Annotated in this window: 18 protein-coding genes and 1 pseudogene; 8 read left to right on the forward strand and 11 right to left on the reverse strand. The window is 67.7% G+C overall.

Annotated features, from left to right (window positions below; all coding sequences use genetic code 11):
- Complete coding sequence (locus KXD96_RS02260; RefSeq protein ID WP_260742665.1) at window positions 1–1,089, reverse strand: ABC transporter ATP-binding protein; 1,089 nt, start codon at window positions 1,087–1,089, stop codon at window positions 1–3.
- Window positions 1,086–2,033: an ABC transporter substrate-binding protein gene (locus KXD96_RS02265; protein WP_260742666.1), complete on the reverse strand. Its 948-nt coding sequence runs from the start codon at window positions 2,031–2,033 to the stop codon at window positions 1,086–1,088. The genes KXD96_RS02260 and KXD96_RS02265 overlap by 4 nt, the downstream gene beginning before the upstream one ends.
- A gap of 100 nt (window positions 2,034–2,133) precedes the next feature.
- Between KXD96_RS02265 and KXD96_RS02270 the strand changes: the two genes are divergently transcribed.
- Complete coding sequence (locus KXD96_RS02270) at window positions 2,134–2,484, forward strand: lipopolysaccharide assembly LapA domain-containing protein (protein WP_260742667.1); 351 nt, start codon at window positions 2,134–2,136, stop codon at window positions 2,482–2,484.
- A 116-nt stretch (window positions 2,485–2,600) separates the two neighbouring features.
- On the opposite strand, the gene KXD96_RS02275 is transcribed toward KXD96_RS02270, so the two are convergent.
- Entirely contained in the window at window positions 2,601–3,647 is a 1,047-nt protein-coding gene (locus tag KXD96_RS02275; RefSeq protein ID WP_260742668.1) for a phosphotransferase family protein, read from the reverse strand.
- A gap of 35 nt (window positions 3,648–3,682) precedes the next feature.
- On the reverse strand, window positions 3,683–4,291 hold the full coding sequence (locus KXD96_RS02280) for a histidine phosphatase family protein (RefSeq protein WP_260742669.1): 609 nt from the start codon (window positions 4,289–4,291) through the stop codon (window positions 3,683–3,685).
- A gap of 104 nt (window positions 4,292–4,395) precedes the next feature.
- On the opposite strand from KXD96_RS02280, the gene KXD96_RS02285 reads away from it, so the two are divergent.
- The 6 genes from KXD96_RS02285 to KXD96_RS02310 are packed head-to-tail and all read left to right on the forward strand — an operon-like array spanning window position 4,396 to window position 9,840.
- A complete protein-coding gene (locus KXD96_RS02285) occupies window positions 4,396–5,061 on the forward strand; it encodes a class I SAM-dependent methyltransferase (protein WP_260742670.1) in 666 nt (221 codons plus the stop codon).
- 54 nt (window positions 5,062–5,115) lie between these two features.
- Window positions 5,116–6,147 carry a phosphotransferase family protein gene (locus tag KXD96_RS02290; protein ID WP_260742671.1) on the forward strand — a complete coding sequence of 344 codons (1,032 nt, stop codon included), beginning with the start codon at window positions 5,116–5,118 and terminating at the stop codon, window positions 6,145–6,147.
- A gap of 1 nt (window position 6,148) precedes the next feature.
- Window positions 6,149–6,913, forward strand: a complete 765-nt coding sequence (locus tag KXD96_RS02295; protein ID WP_260742672.1) for an SDR family NAD(P)-dependent oxidoreductase — start codon at window positions 6,149–6,151, stop codon at window positions 6,911–6,913.
- Between the two features lie 40 nt (window positions 6,914–6,953).
- The gene (locus KXD96_RS02300; RefSeq protein WP_260742673.1) at window positions 6,954–8,261 is read left to right on the forward strand and encodes an acyl-CoA dehydrogenase family protein; all 1,308 of its coding nucleotides are present in this window, start codon (window positions 6,954–6,956) and stop codon (window positions 8,259–8,261) included.
- Window positions 8,258–8,869, forward strand: a complete 612-nt coding sequence (locus tag KXD96_RS02305; RefSeq protein ID WP_260742674.1) for a TetR/AcrR family transcriptional regulator — start codon at window positions 8,258–8,260, stop codon at window positions 8,867–8,869. The genes KXD96_RS02300 and KXD96_RS02305 overlap by 4 nt, the downstream gene beginning before the upstream one ends.
- On the forward strand, window positions 8,869–9,840 hold the full coding sequence (locus KXD96_RS02310; RefSeq protein WP_260742675.1) for an NADPH:quinone oxidoreductase family protein: 972 nt from the start codon (window positions 8,869–8,871) through the stop codon (window positions 9,838–9,840). Before KXD96_RS02305 ends, KXD96_RS02310 begins: the two co-directional genes overlap by 1 nt.
- Window positions 9,841–9,879: 39 nt before the next feature.
- Here the strand turns inward: KXD96_RS02310 and KXD96_RS02315 are convergent, their stop codons facing one another.
- Entirely contained in the window at window positions 9,880–11,760 is a 1,881-nt protein-coding gene (locus KXD96_RS02315; RefSeq protein WP_260745172.1) for an alkyl/aryl-sulfatase, read from the reverse strand.
- A 163-nt stretch (window positions 11,761–11,923) separates the two neighbouring features.
- Here KXD96_RS02315 and KXD96_RS02320 point away from each other — a divergent pair, with 163 nt between their 5' ends.
- Window positions 11,924–12,400 carry a lipoprotein LpqH gene (locus KXD96_RS02320; protein ID WP_260742676.1) on the forward strand — a complete coding sequence of 159 codons (477 nt, stop codon included), beginning with the start codon at window positions 11,924–11,926 and terminating at the stop codon, window positions 12,398–12,400.
- Here KXD96_RS02320 and KXD96_RS02325 read toward each other — a convergent pair.
- The 6 genes and pseudogenes from KXD96_RS02325 to KXD96_RS02350 all read right to left on the reverse strand — a co-directional run bounded on the left by KXD96_RS02325 (window position 12,393) and on the right by KXD96_RS02350 (window position 16,764).
- Complete coding sequence (locus KXD96_RS02325; RefSeq protein WP_260742677.1) at window positions 12,393–13,904, reverse strand: cell wall metabolism sensor histidine kinase WalK; 1,512 nt, start codon at window positions 13,902–13,904, stop codon at window positions 12,393–12,395. The genes KXD96_RS02320 and KXD96_RS02325 overlap by 8 nt on opposite strands.
- 70 nt (window positions 13,905–13,974) lie before the next feature.
- On the reverse strand, window positions 13,975–14,679 hold the full coding sequence (locus KXD96_RS02330; RefSeq protein WP_260745173.1) for a response regulator transcription factor: 705 nt from the start codon (window positions 14,677–14,679) through the stop codon (window positions 13,975–13,977).
- A gap of 153 nt (window positions 14,680–14,832) precedes the next feature.
- Window positions 14,833–14,988: a DUF6131 family protein gene (locus KXD96_RS02335; RefSeq protein WP_260742678.1), complete on the reverse strand. Its 156-nt coding sequence runs from the start codon at window positions 14,986–14,988 to the stop codon at window positions 14,833–14,835.
- Window positions 14,985–15,248, reverse strand: a complete 264-nt coding sequence (locus tag KXD96_RS02340; protein ID WP_260745174.1) for a hypothetical protein — start codon at window positions 15,246–15,248, stop codon at window positions 14,985–14,987. The genes KXD96_RS02335 and KXD96_RS02340 overlap by 4 nt, the downstream gene beginning before the upstream one ends.
- Window positions 15,249–15,350: 102 nt before the next feature.
- Window positions 15,351–15,759, reverse strand: a pseudogene (locus tag KXD96_RS02345) (MmcQ/YjbR family DNA-binding protein).
- A gap of 63 nt (window positions 15,760–15,822) precedes the next feature.
- Window positions 15,823–16,764 carry a class I SAM-dependent methyltransferase gene (locus KXD96_RS02350; protein WP_260742679.1) on the reverse strand — a complete coding sequence of 314 codons (942 nt, stop codon included), beginning with the start codon at window positions 16,762–16,764 and terminating at the stop codon, window positions 15,823–15,825.
- Window positions 16,765–16,961: the final 197 nt, after the last annotated feature.

Genomic DNA, 16,961 nt, shown 5'->3' on the forward strand with positions numbered 1-16,961 from the left:
CTACCCCCGCCGTCGGGTGTCCGCCGCGGCCAGCACGTCGCCGGCCAGCACACCGCCGATGACCCTGCCGCGCTCGTCCACGGCGAGGCCCACCCCCGACGGCGACGACAGCGCCGCGTCCAGCGCCTGGCTGAGGTTGCCGCCGGGACGAAACAACGAGCCGATGCCGCTCATGCTGTCCGACAACGACGCGCCGGATCGGTGGCGGCGCAGGCCATTGGCGTCGAACCAACCCATCGGCGCGCCGGCGCCGTCCACCACGACCGCCCAGCCGTCGGCAAGGGTCTCGGGCAGGCCGTCGGCGGGTATGCATCGCACGTCGTGCAGCGGCAGGCCGGTCGCGTCGATCAGTTGCAACCATCGATAGCCGCGGCCGAGGCCGATGAACCTCGCGACGAAGTCGTTGGCCGGCCGCGACAGCAGCCGCGCGGGTTCGTCGTACTGCTGCAACGTGCCGGCCCGGAACACCGCGACCTGGTCGGCGAGTTTGAGCGCTTCGTCGATGTCATGGGTGACGAATACGATCGTCTTGTGCAATTCGCTTTGCAGACGCAGGATTTCGTTCTGCAGGTCGAGGCGGACCACTGGGTCGACGGCCGAGAACGGCTCGTCCATCAACAGGATGGGCGGGTCGGCGGCCAGTGCGCGCGCCACGCCGACGCGTTGTTGCTCACCGCCGGACAGCTGCGCGGGGTAGCGGGTGGCGAGCTTGGTGTCCAGCCCGACCCGTTCGAGTACCCCGTAGGCGGCGGTGCGGGCCGCCCGGCGGGACTGCCCCTTGAGCACCGGAACCGTTGCGACGTTGTCGATCACCCGCAGGTGCGGCATCAGGCCGGCATGCTGGATGACGTAGCCGATCCCGAGGCGCAGCCGCACGGGGTCGAGGGTGGACACGTCCACCCCGTCGACGGTGATGGCGCCTGATGTCGGCTCGATCATGCGATTAACCATGCGCAGCGCCGTCGTCTTGCCGCTGCCCGAGGAACCGACGAAGACGGTCATCTTCCCGTTCGGGACCACCAGGCTCAGCCGGTCCACCGCTTTGGTGCCGTCGGCGAATGCCTTGCTGACGTTGTCAAAGACGATCATTGGCCGACCGCATGAGTGAAGCCGTTGTCTCGCAACCAGTCCCGCGCGGCCTGATCGGGATCGACGCCGGAGTTTCCCGCCACCGCGGCGTTGAGTCCGGCCACTCCGGAGGTGGTCAGCTTCGCCGACACGGCGTCGAGCACCTCCTTGAGCCGGTCCGACTTCTTCTGCGAATTGACCAGCGGCACAATGTTGCCGGCCAAGAAGTTGTGCTCCGGGTCTTCGAGCACCACCAAATGGTTCTGCGGAATGGCGGGGGACGTGGTGAAAACGTTTGCGGCGTTGACCCTTCCTTCCACCAGAGCGCGCACGGTCACCGCCCCGCCGCCGTCGTTGATGGCCACGAAGTTGCCCGGCCTGATGTCGAGCCCGTACTTCTGCCGCAGCCCCGGCAGGCCGGCCGGACGGCTCGCGAACGCCGAGGGCGCCCCGAACCGCACGTCCGCCGAATGCGCCGCCAGATCGGCGATCGTCTTCAGCTTCCAGGAATTAGCGGTTTCGCCGGTCACGGTCACGGTGTCCGTGTCGGTGGCCGGCGAGGGCGTCAGGATCGCCAGGTCGCCGGGGAGTTCATGGTCGAGCTCCAGCTCGACGGCACCGAGCATGGTCGCCGTCGACCCGGGCGCGAAGTAGAGCAGCAGGTTACCGATGTACTCCGGCACTAAGTCGATCGAATGGTCTTTGAGCGCAGGGATATACGTCTCCCGGCTGCCGATCCCCATCCGCCGTCCGACTTCGAACCCGTTGGCCTGCAACGCTTGTGCGTAGATCTCGGCGATGATGTGTGATTCCGGGAAGTCGCCGGACCCCACGACGATGGACTTGAGGCTGCGGACCTCGGCGCCCAGTGGGTCCGAACTGCTGCACGCCGCCAGGACACTGACCGCCGCGAGCCAGACCGCCGCTTGGATGATCGCGCGGCGCGGGCGCGATGGCATCCTCATACCGCCGACACTAACGCCAGACTCGGCCGTCCGCCGGGACGAAGCGGACCGGTTGCGCGGTTTGGTTTCATTCCGTGCCGGATGGGACAAAGATGACACTATGAGCAGCCAAACCCCTGCCTCGCCCAGCCAGCCTCCCCCCAAGCCCGCCGCGGCGCCCAAAACGGGCGCGGCGCCCAAGGAACCGGCCATCGGCTTCACCCGCGCCGGTGCGCTGTGGTCGTCCCTGATCGCCGGCTTCCTGATTCTGATTCTTCTGCTGATCTTCATCACCCAGAACACGGCGCCGACACCATTTACGTTCTTGGGCTGGCACTGGAGCCTGCCGCTGGGGGTGGCCATCCTGCTGGCAGCGGTGGTCGGCGGGCTGATCACGGTGGCCGTCGGCACCGCCCGAATCCTGCAGCTGCGCCGCGCCGCCAAGAAGCACCACGCGGCCTCGTCGCGCTAGGTCATCGGGTGTGCGCGCTGGGCTTCGGTTGTGGGCCCAGGGCGGAAAAACGGCCGCGCAGCCACCGTGGACGCACACTCGAAGCCGTCAACGCACCTGAAGCCGTGGTCGCACACTCAGCCGGGCAGCTTGGCCAGCTCCGTCAGCCCACGGGAGATCAACGGTGCCACGACCTCCGGCATGTGGTCGGAGTCCATCCCGTGAGCCTGGTCCGACATCCGCCTGCGGAAGTCGATGCCGGCGGCGATGATGGCGAGCTTGAAATAGGCCAGCGCCATGTAGAACTCCCAGTGCGCCAGCGGCAAACCGGCGACCAGCGAGTACCGGTCGGCCAGCTCGTCGGCCGTCGGCAGCAGCGGTGACGTCCAGGCGGCCTGCGCGTTGACAATCAAGTCCAGCGCCGGGTCGCGGTACACGCACATCAGGGCCGCGTCGGACAGCGGGTCCCCGAGGGTGGACAGCTCCCAGTCCACGACGGCGCGCACCTTCGTCGGGTCGTCGGCGTCCAGGATGGTGTTGTCGATTCGGTAGTCGCCGTGCACGATCGACGTGCGACTTTGCTGCGGAATGGCTTCCCGCAGACCGGAATGCAGGCGCTCGACGTCGGCGTCGCGGCGGTCGTCGGGCAGCCGCACCAATGCCCACTGGGAGCCCCAGCGCCGCACCTGGCGCTCCAGGTAGCCGCTGGGCTTGCCGAAGTCGGCCAGGCCCACGGCCTCGGGGTCGACGTTGTGCAGGTCGACGAGGACCCGGATCAGCGAGTCGACGCAACCCTCGATGACGGTGTGGCTGAAGGCTTCCAGCTGGGCGCGTCGGCGCACCACCTGGCCGGCGACGAACTCGACGATCTGGAACGGCGCCCCCAGGACCGAGTCGTCCTCGCACAGCGCGATCGCCCGCGCCACCGGAACGGCTGTGTCGCGGAGCGCCGCGACCACCCGGTACTCGCGCGCCATGTCGTGCGCGGACGGGGTCAGCCCGTGTAGCGGCGGGCGCCGCACCAGCCAGCTGGTCGTGTCGTCGTACACGCGGAACGTCAGATTGGAGCGGCCACCGGAGATGAAGTCCGCGCGCAACTCACCGTGGCGCCCGATACCCAGCGAACGCAGGTAGGAGTCCAGCGAGCCCAGGTCGAGCCCTTCGAGTTGGTCAGCTGAAGTCACCGGACTTGTTTACCACCGCGGAACGCCGCCCTGGCTCACCACCGTTGGTTTCGGGGCAGCAGGTCCCAGACGTGCTCGACGCCGTTGACGCCCGCCACCGTCGCCTGACCGGATCGCGAGAACAGCAGCCGGGTGATCGACGCGTAGTCGACGGGAAAGGACAGCAGCCGGGAAGTCCCCAGGATCTGGTGCAGCAGCACGTTGATCACCCCGCCGTGGCTGAACACCGCGACGGTGTCGTCGGGCTCGCCGGACGCGACGAGGTCGTCGACCGCCGCGCGCACCCGGCCGAGGAACGCGTCTTCGTCGACCGCGCTGGGCAGGTGCCCCTGCGCCAGGCGCGCCCACTCGTCGGGCATTTCCTGGCGGATCTGCTCGACGGGGATGTACAGGGGAAGGTCGCGGTCGTATTCCGCGAATCGGTCGTCGATCTCGACGGAGAGCTGCAGCGCCGCCGCGACCGGTTCGGCCGTCTGGATGGCGCGCCGCTGGGGGCTGCTCACCACCCGGGAGATGGGAAACCGGTCCAGCGCCTTGGGCAGTCGCTCGATCTGTGCCAATCCCTCGTCCGACAGGTCCGGGTCGGAGCCCTCGCCGTGTTCGCTGCGCAACGGCAGCGCGTGCCGGACCAGAAGCAATTGCATGGGTTTGTTCCTGTCTGTGGGTCAGCGCGACGTGTTCATTCAAAGCATTTCAGACCGGCCCCCGCAAAATGGACACAGGGGAAGGCCGATCTCGAGGAGGACGAATGACCGAGCCGAACATGGATTGGGACGCCGCGTACCGCCAGGAAACGCCACCGCCATGGAGCATCGGACGGCCGCAGCCTGAGCTGGCCGCGCTGATCGACGAAGGCAAGATCCGCGGCGATGTGCTGGACGCCGGCTGCGGCCATGCCGCCGTGTCGCTGGCGCTGGCCGAGCGGGGCTACACGGTTGTCGGCCTGGACGCCAGCCCCACCGCGATCGAGGCCGCGGCCATGGCCGCCGCGGAACGAGGGCTGACCACGGCGACCTTCGCACAGGCCGATGTCACGGACTTCGGTGGGTATGACGGCCGCTTCTCCACCATCCTGGACAGCGGGCTGTTCCACGCGCTGGCGCCGGAGAAGCGCCAGGATTATCTGCAGTCCATCTTCCGGGCGGCCGCCCCTAAAGCGGCGCTCTACATCCTGGCCTTCGCCGCCGGGGCGCTGGGCGACGCCCACGGGGGCGCGCCACATGGCTTCGCCGAGACCGAGTTGCGTGAGGCCGTCGGGCGGCTGTGGCGGGTCGATGACATCCGCCCCGCGAGGCTGTACGGCAATGCGAGCGCGCTCGCGGCAGACCCGGACATGGCGTCGCATGTCGAGCATGACGGCGAAGGTCACTTTCTGGCTCCCGGCTTCCTGCTGATCGCTCACAAACCGGATTAGCCCGGGGCACGCGATGGAGAATGCTATTCTCCGCCCAGAGAGTGGGGTGTGCGGATGACGACGGTGGGTCAGTCCCAACTGGACGCGGGTGTTCTTGCTCGCTGGCTGGATGCGAACGACGCGCCGGGCGGCGGGGAGGAACCGCGCCTGGAGCAGCTGAAGGGAGGTTCGCAGAACACGCTGTACCTGCTCGACCGCGGCGGCGAGCGGATGGTGCTGCGGATGCCCGGCGCCCGCGCCGACGCCGCGCGCATCGACGGCTTGCTGCGCGAGATCCGCCTGGTGCGAGCGCTGTCGGGCACCGACGTCCCGCACGCGGCGCTGATCGCCGCCGACGACACCGGCACCGTGCTCGGCATGCCGTTCTACGTCATGCAGGCCATCGACGGGTGGAGCCCGATGGACGGCGGGTGGGAGGCGCCGTTCGACACCGACCTCGACGCCCGGCGCGGCCTGGCGTTCCAACTCGTCGAGGGCGCCGCCAAGCTCGGTCGGGTGGATTGGCGCGCGCAGGGGCTCGAGGGCTTCGGCCGCCCGGACGGATTCCACGAGCGCCAGGTCGACCGCTGGCTGACCTTCCTCGACGCCTACAAGGTGCGCGACTTGCCCGGCCTCGACGAGGCCGCCGACTGGCTGCGCAACAACCGGCCCGCCAGCTACCAGCCGGGCATCATGCACGGCGACTACCAGTTCGCCAACGTGATGTTCGCGCACGGGGAGCCGGCGCGGCTGGCCGCGATCGTGGACTGGGAGATGACGACGGTCGGCGATCCGCTGCTGGACCTGGCGTGGTGCCTGCTGGGCTACGATGGCGAGGAGCCGAGCACCGACGGCTTCTATCTGGACATGACCGGCATGCCGAATCGCAGCGAATTGCTCGCGCACTACGAAAGTGTCAGCGGGCTTTCCACCGAGAACATCGACTACTACCTGGTGCTGGCCAACTGGAAGCTGGGCATCGTGCTGGAGAAGACCTATGCCGCCGGGGTGCGGACCGGCAAGGTCGACCCCAAGATCAAAGACGCCTTCGGGGCGATGATCCCGCGGCTGATCGCCACAGCGGCCGAGCTGGCCAGGACGCACTGAAATGGGTTATGCCGACCGGCTTTTCGATCTCACCGACCGCGTCGTGCTGATCACAGGCGGCAGCCGCGGACTCGGCCGCGAGATGGCTTTCGGCGCGGCGCGCTGCGGCGCCGACGTGGTGATCGCCAGCCGCAACATGGACAACTGCGTCACCACGGCCAAGGAAATCGAGGCCGAAACTCAGCGCTCCGCCATGCCGTATCAGGTGCACGTCGGTCGGTGGGATCAGCTCGACGGATTGGTCGAGGCGACCTATGACCGGTTCGGCAAGGTCGACACGCTGATCAACAACGCCGGCATGTCCCCCCTCTACGACAAGCTGACCGACGTCACCGAGAAACTGTTCGACGCGGTCGTCAACCTCAACCTCAAGGGCCCGTTCCGGTTGTCGGCGTTGGTGGGCGAGCGGATGGTGGCCGCCGGCCGCGGGTCCATCATCAACGTGAGCACGGCCGGATCGTTGCGCCCCACTCCCGACATCGTCCCCTACGCCGCGGCGAAGGCCGGGCTCAACGCCATGACCGAAGCGCTGGCGAAGGCCTTCGGGCCGTCGGTGCGGGTCAACACGCTGATGGCCGGGCCGTTCCTGACCGACGTGAGCAAGGCGTGGAACCTCGAGTCTTCCCACGGCAAGCCGTTCGAGCACCTAGCGCTGCAGCGTGCCGGGGACCCGGCTGAAATCGTGGGGGCAGCATTGTTTTTGGCGTCTGACGCGTCCAGTTTCACCACCGGTTCGATTCTGCGTGCCGACGGTGGCATTCCCTGACGCGGCGGGTCGCCGCCGATGAGCGAATAGGAGCATTCGAATGTCTTGGGACTTCTCCACCGAGCCGGAATTCCAAGAGAAGATCGACTGGGTCCGCGGGTTCGTCCGCCAAGAGGTGGAACCCCTCGAAGTGCTGTTCCCGGGCTGCGAGTTCCTGCCGCTCAACGACGAGCGCCGGCGCATCATCGATCCGCTCAAACAGCAGGTCCGCGACAAGGGCTTGTGGGCACCGCATCTGGGTCCCGAGCTGGGCGGCCAGGGTTTCGGCGCGGTGAAGCTGACGTTGATCAACGAAATTCTGGGCCGCAGCCCCTGGGCGCCGATCGTGTTCGGCACGCAGGCACCCGACACCGGCAACGCCGAGATCATCGCCCGCTTCGGAACGCAGGAGCAAAAGGACCGCTATCTCTCCGGGCTGCTGTCCGGGGAGATCTTCTCGTGCTTCTCCATGACGGAGCCGCAGGGCGGCGCCGATCCCCGCGTCTTTCGGACGCGTGCCTTCCGCGACGGCGACGACTGGGTGATCACCGGGCGAAAGTACTTCTCCTCCAACGCCTCCGTCGCCTCCTTCTTTATCGTCGTCGCGATCACCGACCCCGACGTGCCCGTCCACCGCGGCGCCTCGACGTTCCTGGTGCCCGCCGGTACCGAGGGGCTGACCATCGAGGCCACCCACCACCTGGTCGGCGCGCTACCGCACGAACCCGGGCATTCCCTGGTGCACTACGAGGGAGTGCGGGTGCCGTCGGATGCGCTGCTGGGCGAACCCGGCCAGGGCTTCATGATTCTGCAGACCCGGCTGGCCGGCGGGCGGCTGCATCACGCGATGCGGTCGATCGGCATCGCCCAACGCGCGGTGGAGATGATGTCTCGCCGCGCGAAAAGTCGCTTCACGCAAGGTAGCTCGCTGGCCGACAAGCAGCTCGTGCAGCAATTCATCGCCGACTCCTACACCGAGCTGATGCCATTCCGGTTGGCGGTGCTGCACGCGGCGTGGCTGATCGACACCGCCGGCGAGCACGCGGCGCGCGCCGAGATCGGCGCCTGCAAGATCCTGGCGTCGCAGGTGCTCAAATCGATTGGGCTGCGCGCGATCCAGGTGCACGGCGCGCTCGGCACCACCGATCAACTGCCGCTGGTCAACGTGCTGCTCGGTGGGGTGGCGCTCGGGCTGGCGGACGGGCCGACCGAGGCCCACAAGGTCAACCTGGCCCGGCTGCTGCTCAAGGGATACGAGGCCGAGGACGCCGAGTGGCCGAGCGAACTGATGGACATCCGGCGGGAGGCCGCACGCACCAAGTACGGCGACCTGGTGGATCGGGTTCCGGCGCTGCCCGATTCGCCGTGAGCAGCAGGGTGACCGCGGCGGTCGAGCGGGCGCTGGACGACCGCCAGCGAGAAGCCACCGAAGAGGTGGAGCGCATCCTGGCCGCCGCGGTTCGCGTCATGGAACGGGTCGCGCCCGAGCCGCCGCGGGTCAGCGACATCGTCGCCGAGGCCGGCTCGTCGAACAAGGCGTTCTACCGTTATTTCGCCGGCAAGGATGATCTCATCCTGGCGGTGATGGAGCGTGGGATTGGCATCGTCGTGTCCTACCTCGAGCACCAGATGGCCAAGGAGCGAGAGCCGCGCGATCAGGTCGCGCGCTGGATCGAGGGCACGCTCGCGCAGGTGGCGGACCCGCATCTGATCAGCATGACGCGCGCGGCCGCCGGCCAGATGTCGGCCGGCACGAACTGGCGGGCGGCGGACCAGGAGATGATGCGGCCCTTGCGTAACCTCCTCGTGGAACCCGTTGCGGCGCTGGGAAGCAACGACGTCGAGCGGGACGTCGAGGCAGTGTTCAGTTGCACCGCCTCGACCATGCGCCGATACATGGGCTCGGCCGGCCGGCCCACGTCGGACGACATCGCACACCTGGTGGAATTCTGTCTGCGCGGTCTGGGGGTTGGTTGATGCGCGCCGTTGTCTGCCGTACCTACGGCACCCCGGAAGATCTGGTTCTCGAGGACGTCGACGATCCGGTGCCGGGCCCCGGGCAGCTGCTGGTGCAGGTCCACGCCGCCGCGGTCAATTTCCCCGACGTGCTGTTCATCGCCGGCAAGTACCAGGTCAAGATCCCGCCGCCATTCATACCGGGCAACGAGGTCGCCGGCGAGGTGATCGCCGCCGGTGAAGGCGCGCGGTTCCAGCCGGGGCAGCGGGTGTCCGGGACCACTTTCGGCGCGTTCGCCGAACGGGCGCTGCTGGACGCGAGCCAGGCCGCGCTCATCCCCGACGACGCCGACTTCGCGTCGGCCGCCGCATTCGGCGTGACCTACCGCACCGCCTACCATGCGCTGCGCTCGACGGCCGCTGTGACAGAGGGGGATTGGGTCGTCGTGCTGGGAGCGGCGGGCGGCGTCGGGCTGGCCGCGGTCGACCTGGCCGTCGCCATGAAGGCACGGGTGCTGGCCGCGGCGTCGAGCCCCGAGAAGCTCGAGCTGTGCCGGCAACGAGGCGCCGAGGCGACCGTCGACTATGACCGCGAGGACCTGAAGTCGCGCATCCGCGAGCTTACCGGCGACGCCGCCCGGGTGGTCCTCGACCCCGTCGGCGGCTCGTATGCGGAGCCCGCGCTGCGCGGGCTGGCGCGGGGCGGCACCTTCGTCACCCTGGGCTACGCCGCCGGGACGATCCCGGCCATCCCGCTCAATCTCGTTCTGCTCAAAGACATCTGCGTGCGGGGCATGGAGATCCGCACCTTCACAACCGACCACCCCGACGACGCCGCCCGCGACTTGCGGGAGTTATCGGAGCTGTTCGCCTCCGGCGGGATCCGGCCGTACATCGGGGCGCGGTTTTCCCTGGCCGAAACCGCGGCCGCGTTGCGCCATGTGGCGGACCGGAAGGTCTTGGGCAAGGTGGTGATCGACGTCGCGGATTAGTCCCGCGAGCTGGGGGCACCTCCCGCTCGCGATGACTGGTTACGGGGTGACGATGTTGAAGGTCGGGTCCGGCTTGTCCAGCACACCGAGGAAGGCCTGCAGCGCGGCCTGATCACCGGAAATCTGCAGCCCTGGCGATGAGAAGTCGCCCATCGCGGCGGATAGCAGCCGAAACTTGCTGTCCAGCTTGACCGTAACTGTCGCCGTCGCGGGGTCGGCCGCCACCTTGCGGTAGACGAGCACCCCGTTGCGCAGGGTGAGCCGGTAGTTGGCGGCCACGTCGGCGAAGGCGATGTCGAGGGCGAGGTCGAGGTCCCAGCTGCGCGGTCCGTCGACCCGGATGGCGATGCTGTCGAAGATCTGCTCCGGCGTCAGCTGGGAAAGCATGGTGGGCGAGGTGGTCTGTGTCGCGGTGCCGAAATTTCCGTCGCGCAATTCGGTTGCCCCGCTGAGGAAGAAATTGCGCCAGGTCGCGTTCTCGGCACCGTAGGCCAGCTGCTCGAGCGTGTCGGCGTACAGCGCGCGGGCGGCACCGTGTGAGCTGTCGGTGAAGATTGCATGATCCAGCAGCGTTGCCGCCCAACGGAAGTCGCCGGAATCAAATGCTGATTGGGCTAGCTCCACCACCCGGCCGATCCCGCCCATCGCCTCGACGTAGCGCGGCGCGAGGGCCTCCGGCGGATGCGGCCACAACCGGGCCGGGTTGCCGTCGAACCAGCCCATGTAGCGCTGGTAGACAGCCTTCACGTTGTGGCTGACCGACCCGTAGTACCCGTGGGTGTGCCAGGCGCGGTCGAGCGCCGGCGGCATCCGGAACATCTCGGCGATCTCGACCCCGGTGTAGCCCCGGTTCAGCAGTCGCAGCGTCTGGTCGTGCAGGTAGGCATACATGTCGCGCTGCAGCGACAGGAACTCGACGATGCTCTCCCGCCCCCAGGTCGGCCAGTGGTGCGAGGCGAACACCACGTCGGCGCGGTCGGCGAAGGTGTCGATCGCCTCGGTGAGATACCCGGACCAGGCGTGCGGGTCGCGCACCAGGGCGCCGCGCAGCGTCAGCAGGTTGTGCAGGTTGTGGGTCGCGTTCTCGGCCATGCACAGCGCGCGGAAACGCGGGAAGTAGAAATGCATTTCGGCGGGCGCCTCGGTGCCGGGCGCCATCTGGAACTCGATCTCCACGCCGTCGATGGTGTGCGTCTCGCCGGTCTCGCGGATGTCGATGGTGGGGACGACGATCGCCACCTCGCCGGTGGAGGGGGCCTGGCCCAGCCCGCAGCCCACCTGATCCCGGGGTCCGCGCGGCAGCAGGGTGCCGTACATGTAGGTGGCCCGGCGCGTCATCGCCGGGCCGGCGTAGACGTTCTCCTGGACCGCATGCTCGACGAAACCGTCCGGCGCCAGCACGGCGACCGCGCCGGCGTCCACGTCCGCCTGTGAGGTGACGCCCAGGACGCCGCCGAAGTGGTCGACATGGCTGTGGGTGTAGATCACCGCGACGACGGGACGCTTGCCCCCGCGGTGGGTGCGATACAACGCCAGTGCCGCCGCCGCCACCTCGGTGGACACCAACGGGTCGATGACGATGATGCCGGTGTCGGTCTCGACGAACGTGACGTTGGAGATGTCGAAGCCACGGACTTGGTATATGCCCGGAACCACTTCGTAGAGGCCTTGTTTGGCGGCCAGAGTCGACTGCCGCCACAGGCTGGGGTGCACCGAAGCCGGCGCGGGACCGCCGAGGAACGAGTAGGCGTCGTTGTCCCACACCACGCGCCCGTCGGCCGCCTTGATGACGCACGGGGACAGGGCGGCGATGAATCCGCGGTCGGCGTTGCGAAAGTCCGTGTCGTCGTGGACTGGCAGGGCGTGCGCGCGATGCGCCGCCTCGATGGCCGCGGTGGGGGGCTTGGGCTCCACGCCAATACATTGCCATTGACGCGCCATTTCGTTCCAGAGGCACTTGTCAAGTCGCCAACGGGCGCAGAAACAATTACGCCGAACCCTATGTCTTCGGCCCAGTTAACCCGCATACTGCCCACACGGCCCTCAACGCCGAGGGTCGCAACTTTCGGGTAAAGGAGAACACGTGAAGCGTGGACTGATGGTCGCGGTGGCGGGAGCGGCGATTCTAGCCGCCGGCATGTCCGGCTGTTCCAGCAATAAGTCGGGTTCGGGCGGTTCAGGCACCAGCTCCGCGGTGAACACCTCGGCGGGCGCTGCCAGCGGAACCAAGGTCATCATCGACGGCAAGGACCAGAACGTGAGCGGCTCGGTCGTGTGCACCACCGCCGGCGGCAACGTCAACATCGCGATCGGCGGCGCGGCGACCGGAATCGCGGCCGTGCTCACCGACGCCAACCCGCCTCAGGTGAAATCGGTTGGGCTGGGCAACGTCAACGGCGTGACGCTCGGTTACACCTCCGGGACCGGCCAGGGCAACGCCTCGGCCGAGAAGAACGGCACCAGCTACAAGATCACCGGCACGGCCACCGGGGTCGACATGGCCAACCCGATGCAACCGGTGAACAAGCCGTTCGAGATCGACGTCAACTGCTCTAGCTAGCTGAGGGTGCGGGCGGTTGCCACCCGTTGAGTGGCAACCGCACCGTGAACTCGGTACGGCCGGGTGAGCTGTTCACCGTGATCGTTCCGTTGTGCGCCTTGACCACAGCGGACACGATGGCCAGACCCAACCCGGTGCTTCCGCCCTTGCGGGAGCGCGAGGTATCGCCGCGGGCGAACCGCTCGAACACTTCCGATTGAAGCCCCGCCGGGATGCCGGGGCCGTTGTCGATGACCTGCAGCACGGTGTGCGCCGGCTCGGTGCTCAGACGCGTGGTCACGACGGTGCCCGCGCCGGTGTGCAGGCGGGCGTTGGCAAGCAGGTTGGTCAGCACTTGGTGCAGCCGGGCCGCATCGCCGGTGACGATGACGGGTTCCTCCGGCAGGTCGAGCTCCCAATGATGATCGGGTCCGGCGACGTGCGCGTCGTTGACCGCGTCGACCGCCACCCGCGACAAATCGACCGGTTCGCGTTCCAGCGGGCGGCCGGAGTCCAGGCGGGCCAGCAGCAGCAGGTCCTCGACCAGGCGCGTCATCCGTTCCGTCTCGGAGGCCACCCGGCTCATCGCGTGCGCTATTGCCTCACGGTCCCCTCCGTCTCGGTCCATGCGCTGGGTGAGCTCTGTGTAACCGCGGATCGCGGCAAGGGGCGTGCGCAGTTCGTGACTGGCGTCGGCGACGAACTGGCGGACGCGGGTCTCGCTGGCCTGCCGGGCCGACAGCGCGGCCGCGATGTGGTCGAGCATCCGGTTGAGTGCCGACCCGAGCTGGCCCACCTCGGTGGAGGGGTTCGCGTCGGATTCCCGCACCCGCAGCGGCAGCTCGACCTCACCGCGATCCAACGGCAGGTCGGCCACCCTGCTCGCGGTCTGCGCGACACGGCGCAGCGGCGCCAGCGCGCGCCGGATGATGATGACCCCGGCGATCGTCGCGGCGGCCAGCGCGACAGCGGTGACGATCCCGAAGATGATCAGCATCCGGATCAGGGTGGCGTCGACATTGGACATCGAGAGCCCGGTGACGATGGTGTCGTTCCCGTTCCGGCTCGGGGCGGCGACCACCCGATATCGACCGAGGCCGTCCAGGTTCACCGTGACCGGCACGCGGCTGCCGGCGATCTGTTCCAGCTGGGTCTGGGCGGTGGGCGTCAGCGCGGCCCTGGTACCGCTGCTGGTCAGGTAGCCGGCGTCGACCGTTTCGCCGTGGTTGACCACCGCGGCCACCATGCCCGCCGGCTGACCGGGGGCGTCCAGGAACCGCGGGCCGGGACCAGGCCGCGGATTGTAGGTGTGCTGGTGCCGCCATCCCGGATGGTTCGGTTCGGGGTACATCAGCGCCGAGCGGAAAGACGTGCCGGCGAGTTGCCCGTCGAGTTGCTTGACGAGGTGGTGGTTCAGCGCCAGTTCGGTCACCGCGGTGATGCCGACGCACACGATGGCCAGCACGACGATCTGCCCGACCAGCAACCGCAGGCGCAGGGACCAGGCCCGTCGGGTACTGGCCAACGGTCGCGACCCGTCCCCCGCAAGCGGGAGGTGCCCCGAGCGCCCGGCTTCGCCGCGCTTGCGATCGCTCCTAGCGGGCCGGCTTGAGGACATAACCCGCGCCACGCAGCGTATGGATCATAGGGTCGCGACCGCTGTCGATCTTCTTGCGCAGATAGGAGATGTAGAGCTCGACGATGTTGGACCGGCCGCCGAAGTCATAGCTCCACACCCGGTCGAGGATCTGAGCCTTGCTCAGCACCCGCTTGGAGTTGCGCATCATGAACCGCAACAGCTCGAACTCGGTGGAGGTCAACGAGATTGGCTCGCCACCCCGGGTGACCTCGTGGCTGTCCTCGTCGAGCACCAGATCGCCGACCACCAGCTGCGCGCCACTGTCCACCGTCGTCACCCCGGTCCGCCGCAGCAGTGCCCGCAGGCGCAGCACCACCTCTTCGATGCTGAACGGCTTGGTGACGTAGTCGTCCCCGCCCGCCGTCAACCCGGCGATCCGGTCTTCCACCGCGTCCTTGGCCGTGAGCAGCAGCACCGGCAGCTGCGGGTTTTCCCCGCGCAGCTTGCGCAAGACTTCGAGCCCGCTCATATCGGGAAGCATCACATCGAGGACGACCACATCCGGTCGTTGGGCGCGGGCGGCGGCGATGGCCGACGCCCCATCGGTGGCCGTCGCGATACTCCAGCCCTCGTACCGCAGCGCCATCGACACCATCTCGGCCAGGACGGCTTCGTCGTCCACGACCAACACATTGATCGGATTGCCATCGGCGCGAAGCATCACCACCCGCTCGACGGAGGTTCGGGGCGATGTCACAGCTTCCAGTATGCGTACCGAGCTGAGCCGCGGCTATGGCCTACCTTTGCGGGCCCTGTGAACGCCGATCGCGCGACTGCTCGGCAGCCGCGCGATCCCATTTTTCCGGCGAGGAGGTTAATACCAATAGCGCCGGCCGGCGACTGGGCGGCCAACGGAACCCATAATCCACAACACGGCCCCGATGACGAGCAAAACGATACCGAGCACCCACAGCAAATGGATGCCGAAAACAAATCCCAGGATTAGCAGGATCGCACCGACGACAATCATGACACTTTCCTTTGTGTGAGGGTTTCTAGGCCACTGGGCATCGAGCTAGGTTGCGGGACATGGCAGTCCTTGACTTTCGGGTTGACGCCCCCGTAGTTCAAGGGCCCCGCGACCACGGTCAACGCGATGTTTCCCGCTGTGACGCAACTGGTTGAGTCACCCTTGAAGTAGTCGCGTTGCCATGCCGCGAAAACCCCGATCAGCAGCCATACCAGCGCAATGGTGCCGATGATTCCGCTGCCACGCATGGTGACCTCCAATGTGGTCGAGAAAATTTCTCGTGGACGATAGTTACCCATTGGACTTGTGTCTAAACATTTCCTTTGGCGAATTGGGCACCGCCCCGGCGCAGCCCGGCGCGCCTATGTGTGGTCGGCGAGCCATGCGGCGGCCCGCCTCTTCGACGCCCGGGACAGCCACGCGTCTTGAATCATCTCGCTGAGTTCCGTCCTGCTGATTTCGGCCAGCCGGCTGGCCCGCACCAGCACCGAGGGATGCCCGTCGAAATGGTCGGTGGTGAAAAACGGCGAAGCGGGATCCTGAGTCAGCGCCAATTTGTCGCTCTCCGACTCAACCCAGAGCATGATCACGTCCGGATACCGTTCGCCGGTGTCCGGATCGGCCGCATCGGGCCGGGGGGCGAAAGAACACGAACGACTTCCCGCCCACCTGGTAAATGGGGTTGCCCTTCGGACCCTCCAGGCGCTGCACGTGCGGCATCGACGCGGCGATCTCGTGCACGTCGCTCACCCGGGCAGGTCGATCAGCCACAACCCCGAGGGTAGCGGCGTTGCGGCAAAAGGACGTTCGACGACCGGCGGTCGTGTCGACGCTCTAGCTGTGTCGCTGCGCGGACACGTACAGCGTGGGCGGCATCGCATGCTCTTTGCCCTGCGGAACGCCGCGGCCGTAGCGAGCCATCAGCTCCGAAAACGTCGCCGTGGTGACGTCCCAACCGTGCTCGCGTAGCCAACCGTCGACCGCGGTGCGCTCTTCGGGGTACCAGAGGTCGTCGAAGTCGGTGATCTCGGCGTCGACGAGCTTGGCGGCCGCGGCCCGCATGCGGCGCATATCCTCGCGCTGGCGCCGGACAAGCTCGGGATCGGTGAATCCCGCGCCCGGCACGTTCGAAGCCAGCCAGCTCCCCTGCGCGCTGAGTGAATGCATGCGCTCGAACAGCAGGTCCTGCGCCTGCGCCGGCAGGTAACGCACCAGGCCCTCGGCCGACCAGGCCGCCGGCCTGGAAGCGTCAAATCCGGCCTCCTGCAACGCCTTCGGCCAGTCCTGCCGCAGATCGATCGGCACGTTCACCAGTCGCGCCTTGGGCTGCGCGCCGTGCTCGCGCAGTGTGTTGGTTTTGAAGTCCAGCACCTTGGGCTGGTCGAGCTCGTAGACGACCGTGCCGTCGGGCCAGGGCAACCGCCAGGTGCGTGCGTCCAAGCCGGCGGCCAAAATCACCACCTGCCGAACGCCGGAGTCGGCAGCGCCCAGGAAGAATTCGTCGAAAAACGCTGTCCGCGTGGCCATGAAGTCGATCATCAGCTGGATGCGCGTGCTTACCTCCGGCTCGAGCTCAACCGCTTTGGCCAGCAGCTTGGGATCGGCGTAGATGCTCCACATGCCTTCGCCCGCCGCGTCCAGGAACACGCGCGCGAACGGGTCGTTGATGAGCGGGTCGACGCTCTCTGTCTCGGCGGCCCGCGCCGCGGCGACACCCAGTGCGGTGGCCCCCACACTTTGGGTGATGTCCCAGGAATCGTTGTCGGTACGCGGCATCGCCAGTTCCCTTCCACGCGCGAGGGTCAGTTAGTTCTGCACACTATTGTTCCAGCCTCCGCCTACCGAAGTCGCTTCCCAGCGGTGGCCTACGCTTTTTCCCAGACGGCCCACAGGGTTGCAAAGGAGCAGCTGCATGACACGTACGCCGCACGAAGCGTTCGCCCTGATCGGCGAGCGCTGAACGTGGATGCCGT

The sequence above is a fragment of the Mycobacterium sp. SMC-2 genome, assembly GCF_025263485.1.
GTDB lineage: Bacteria > Actinomycetota > Actinomycetes > Mycobacteriales > Mycobacteriaceae > Mycobacterium.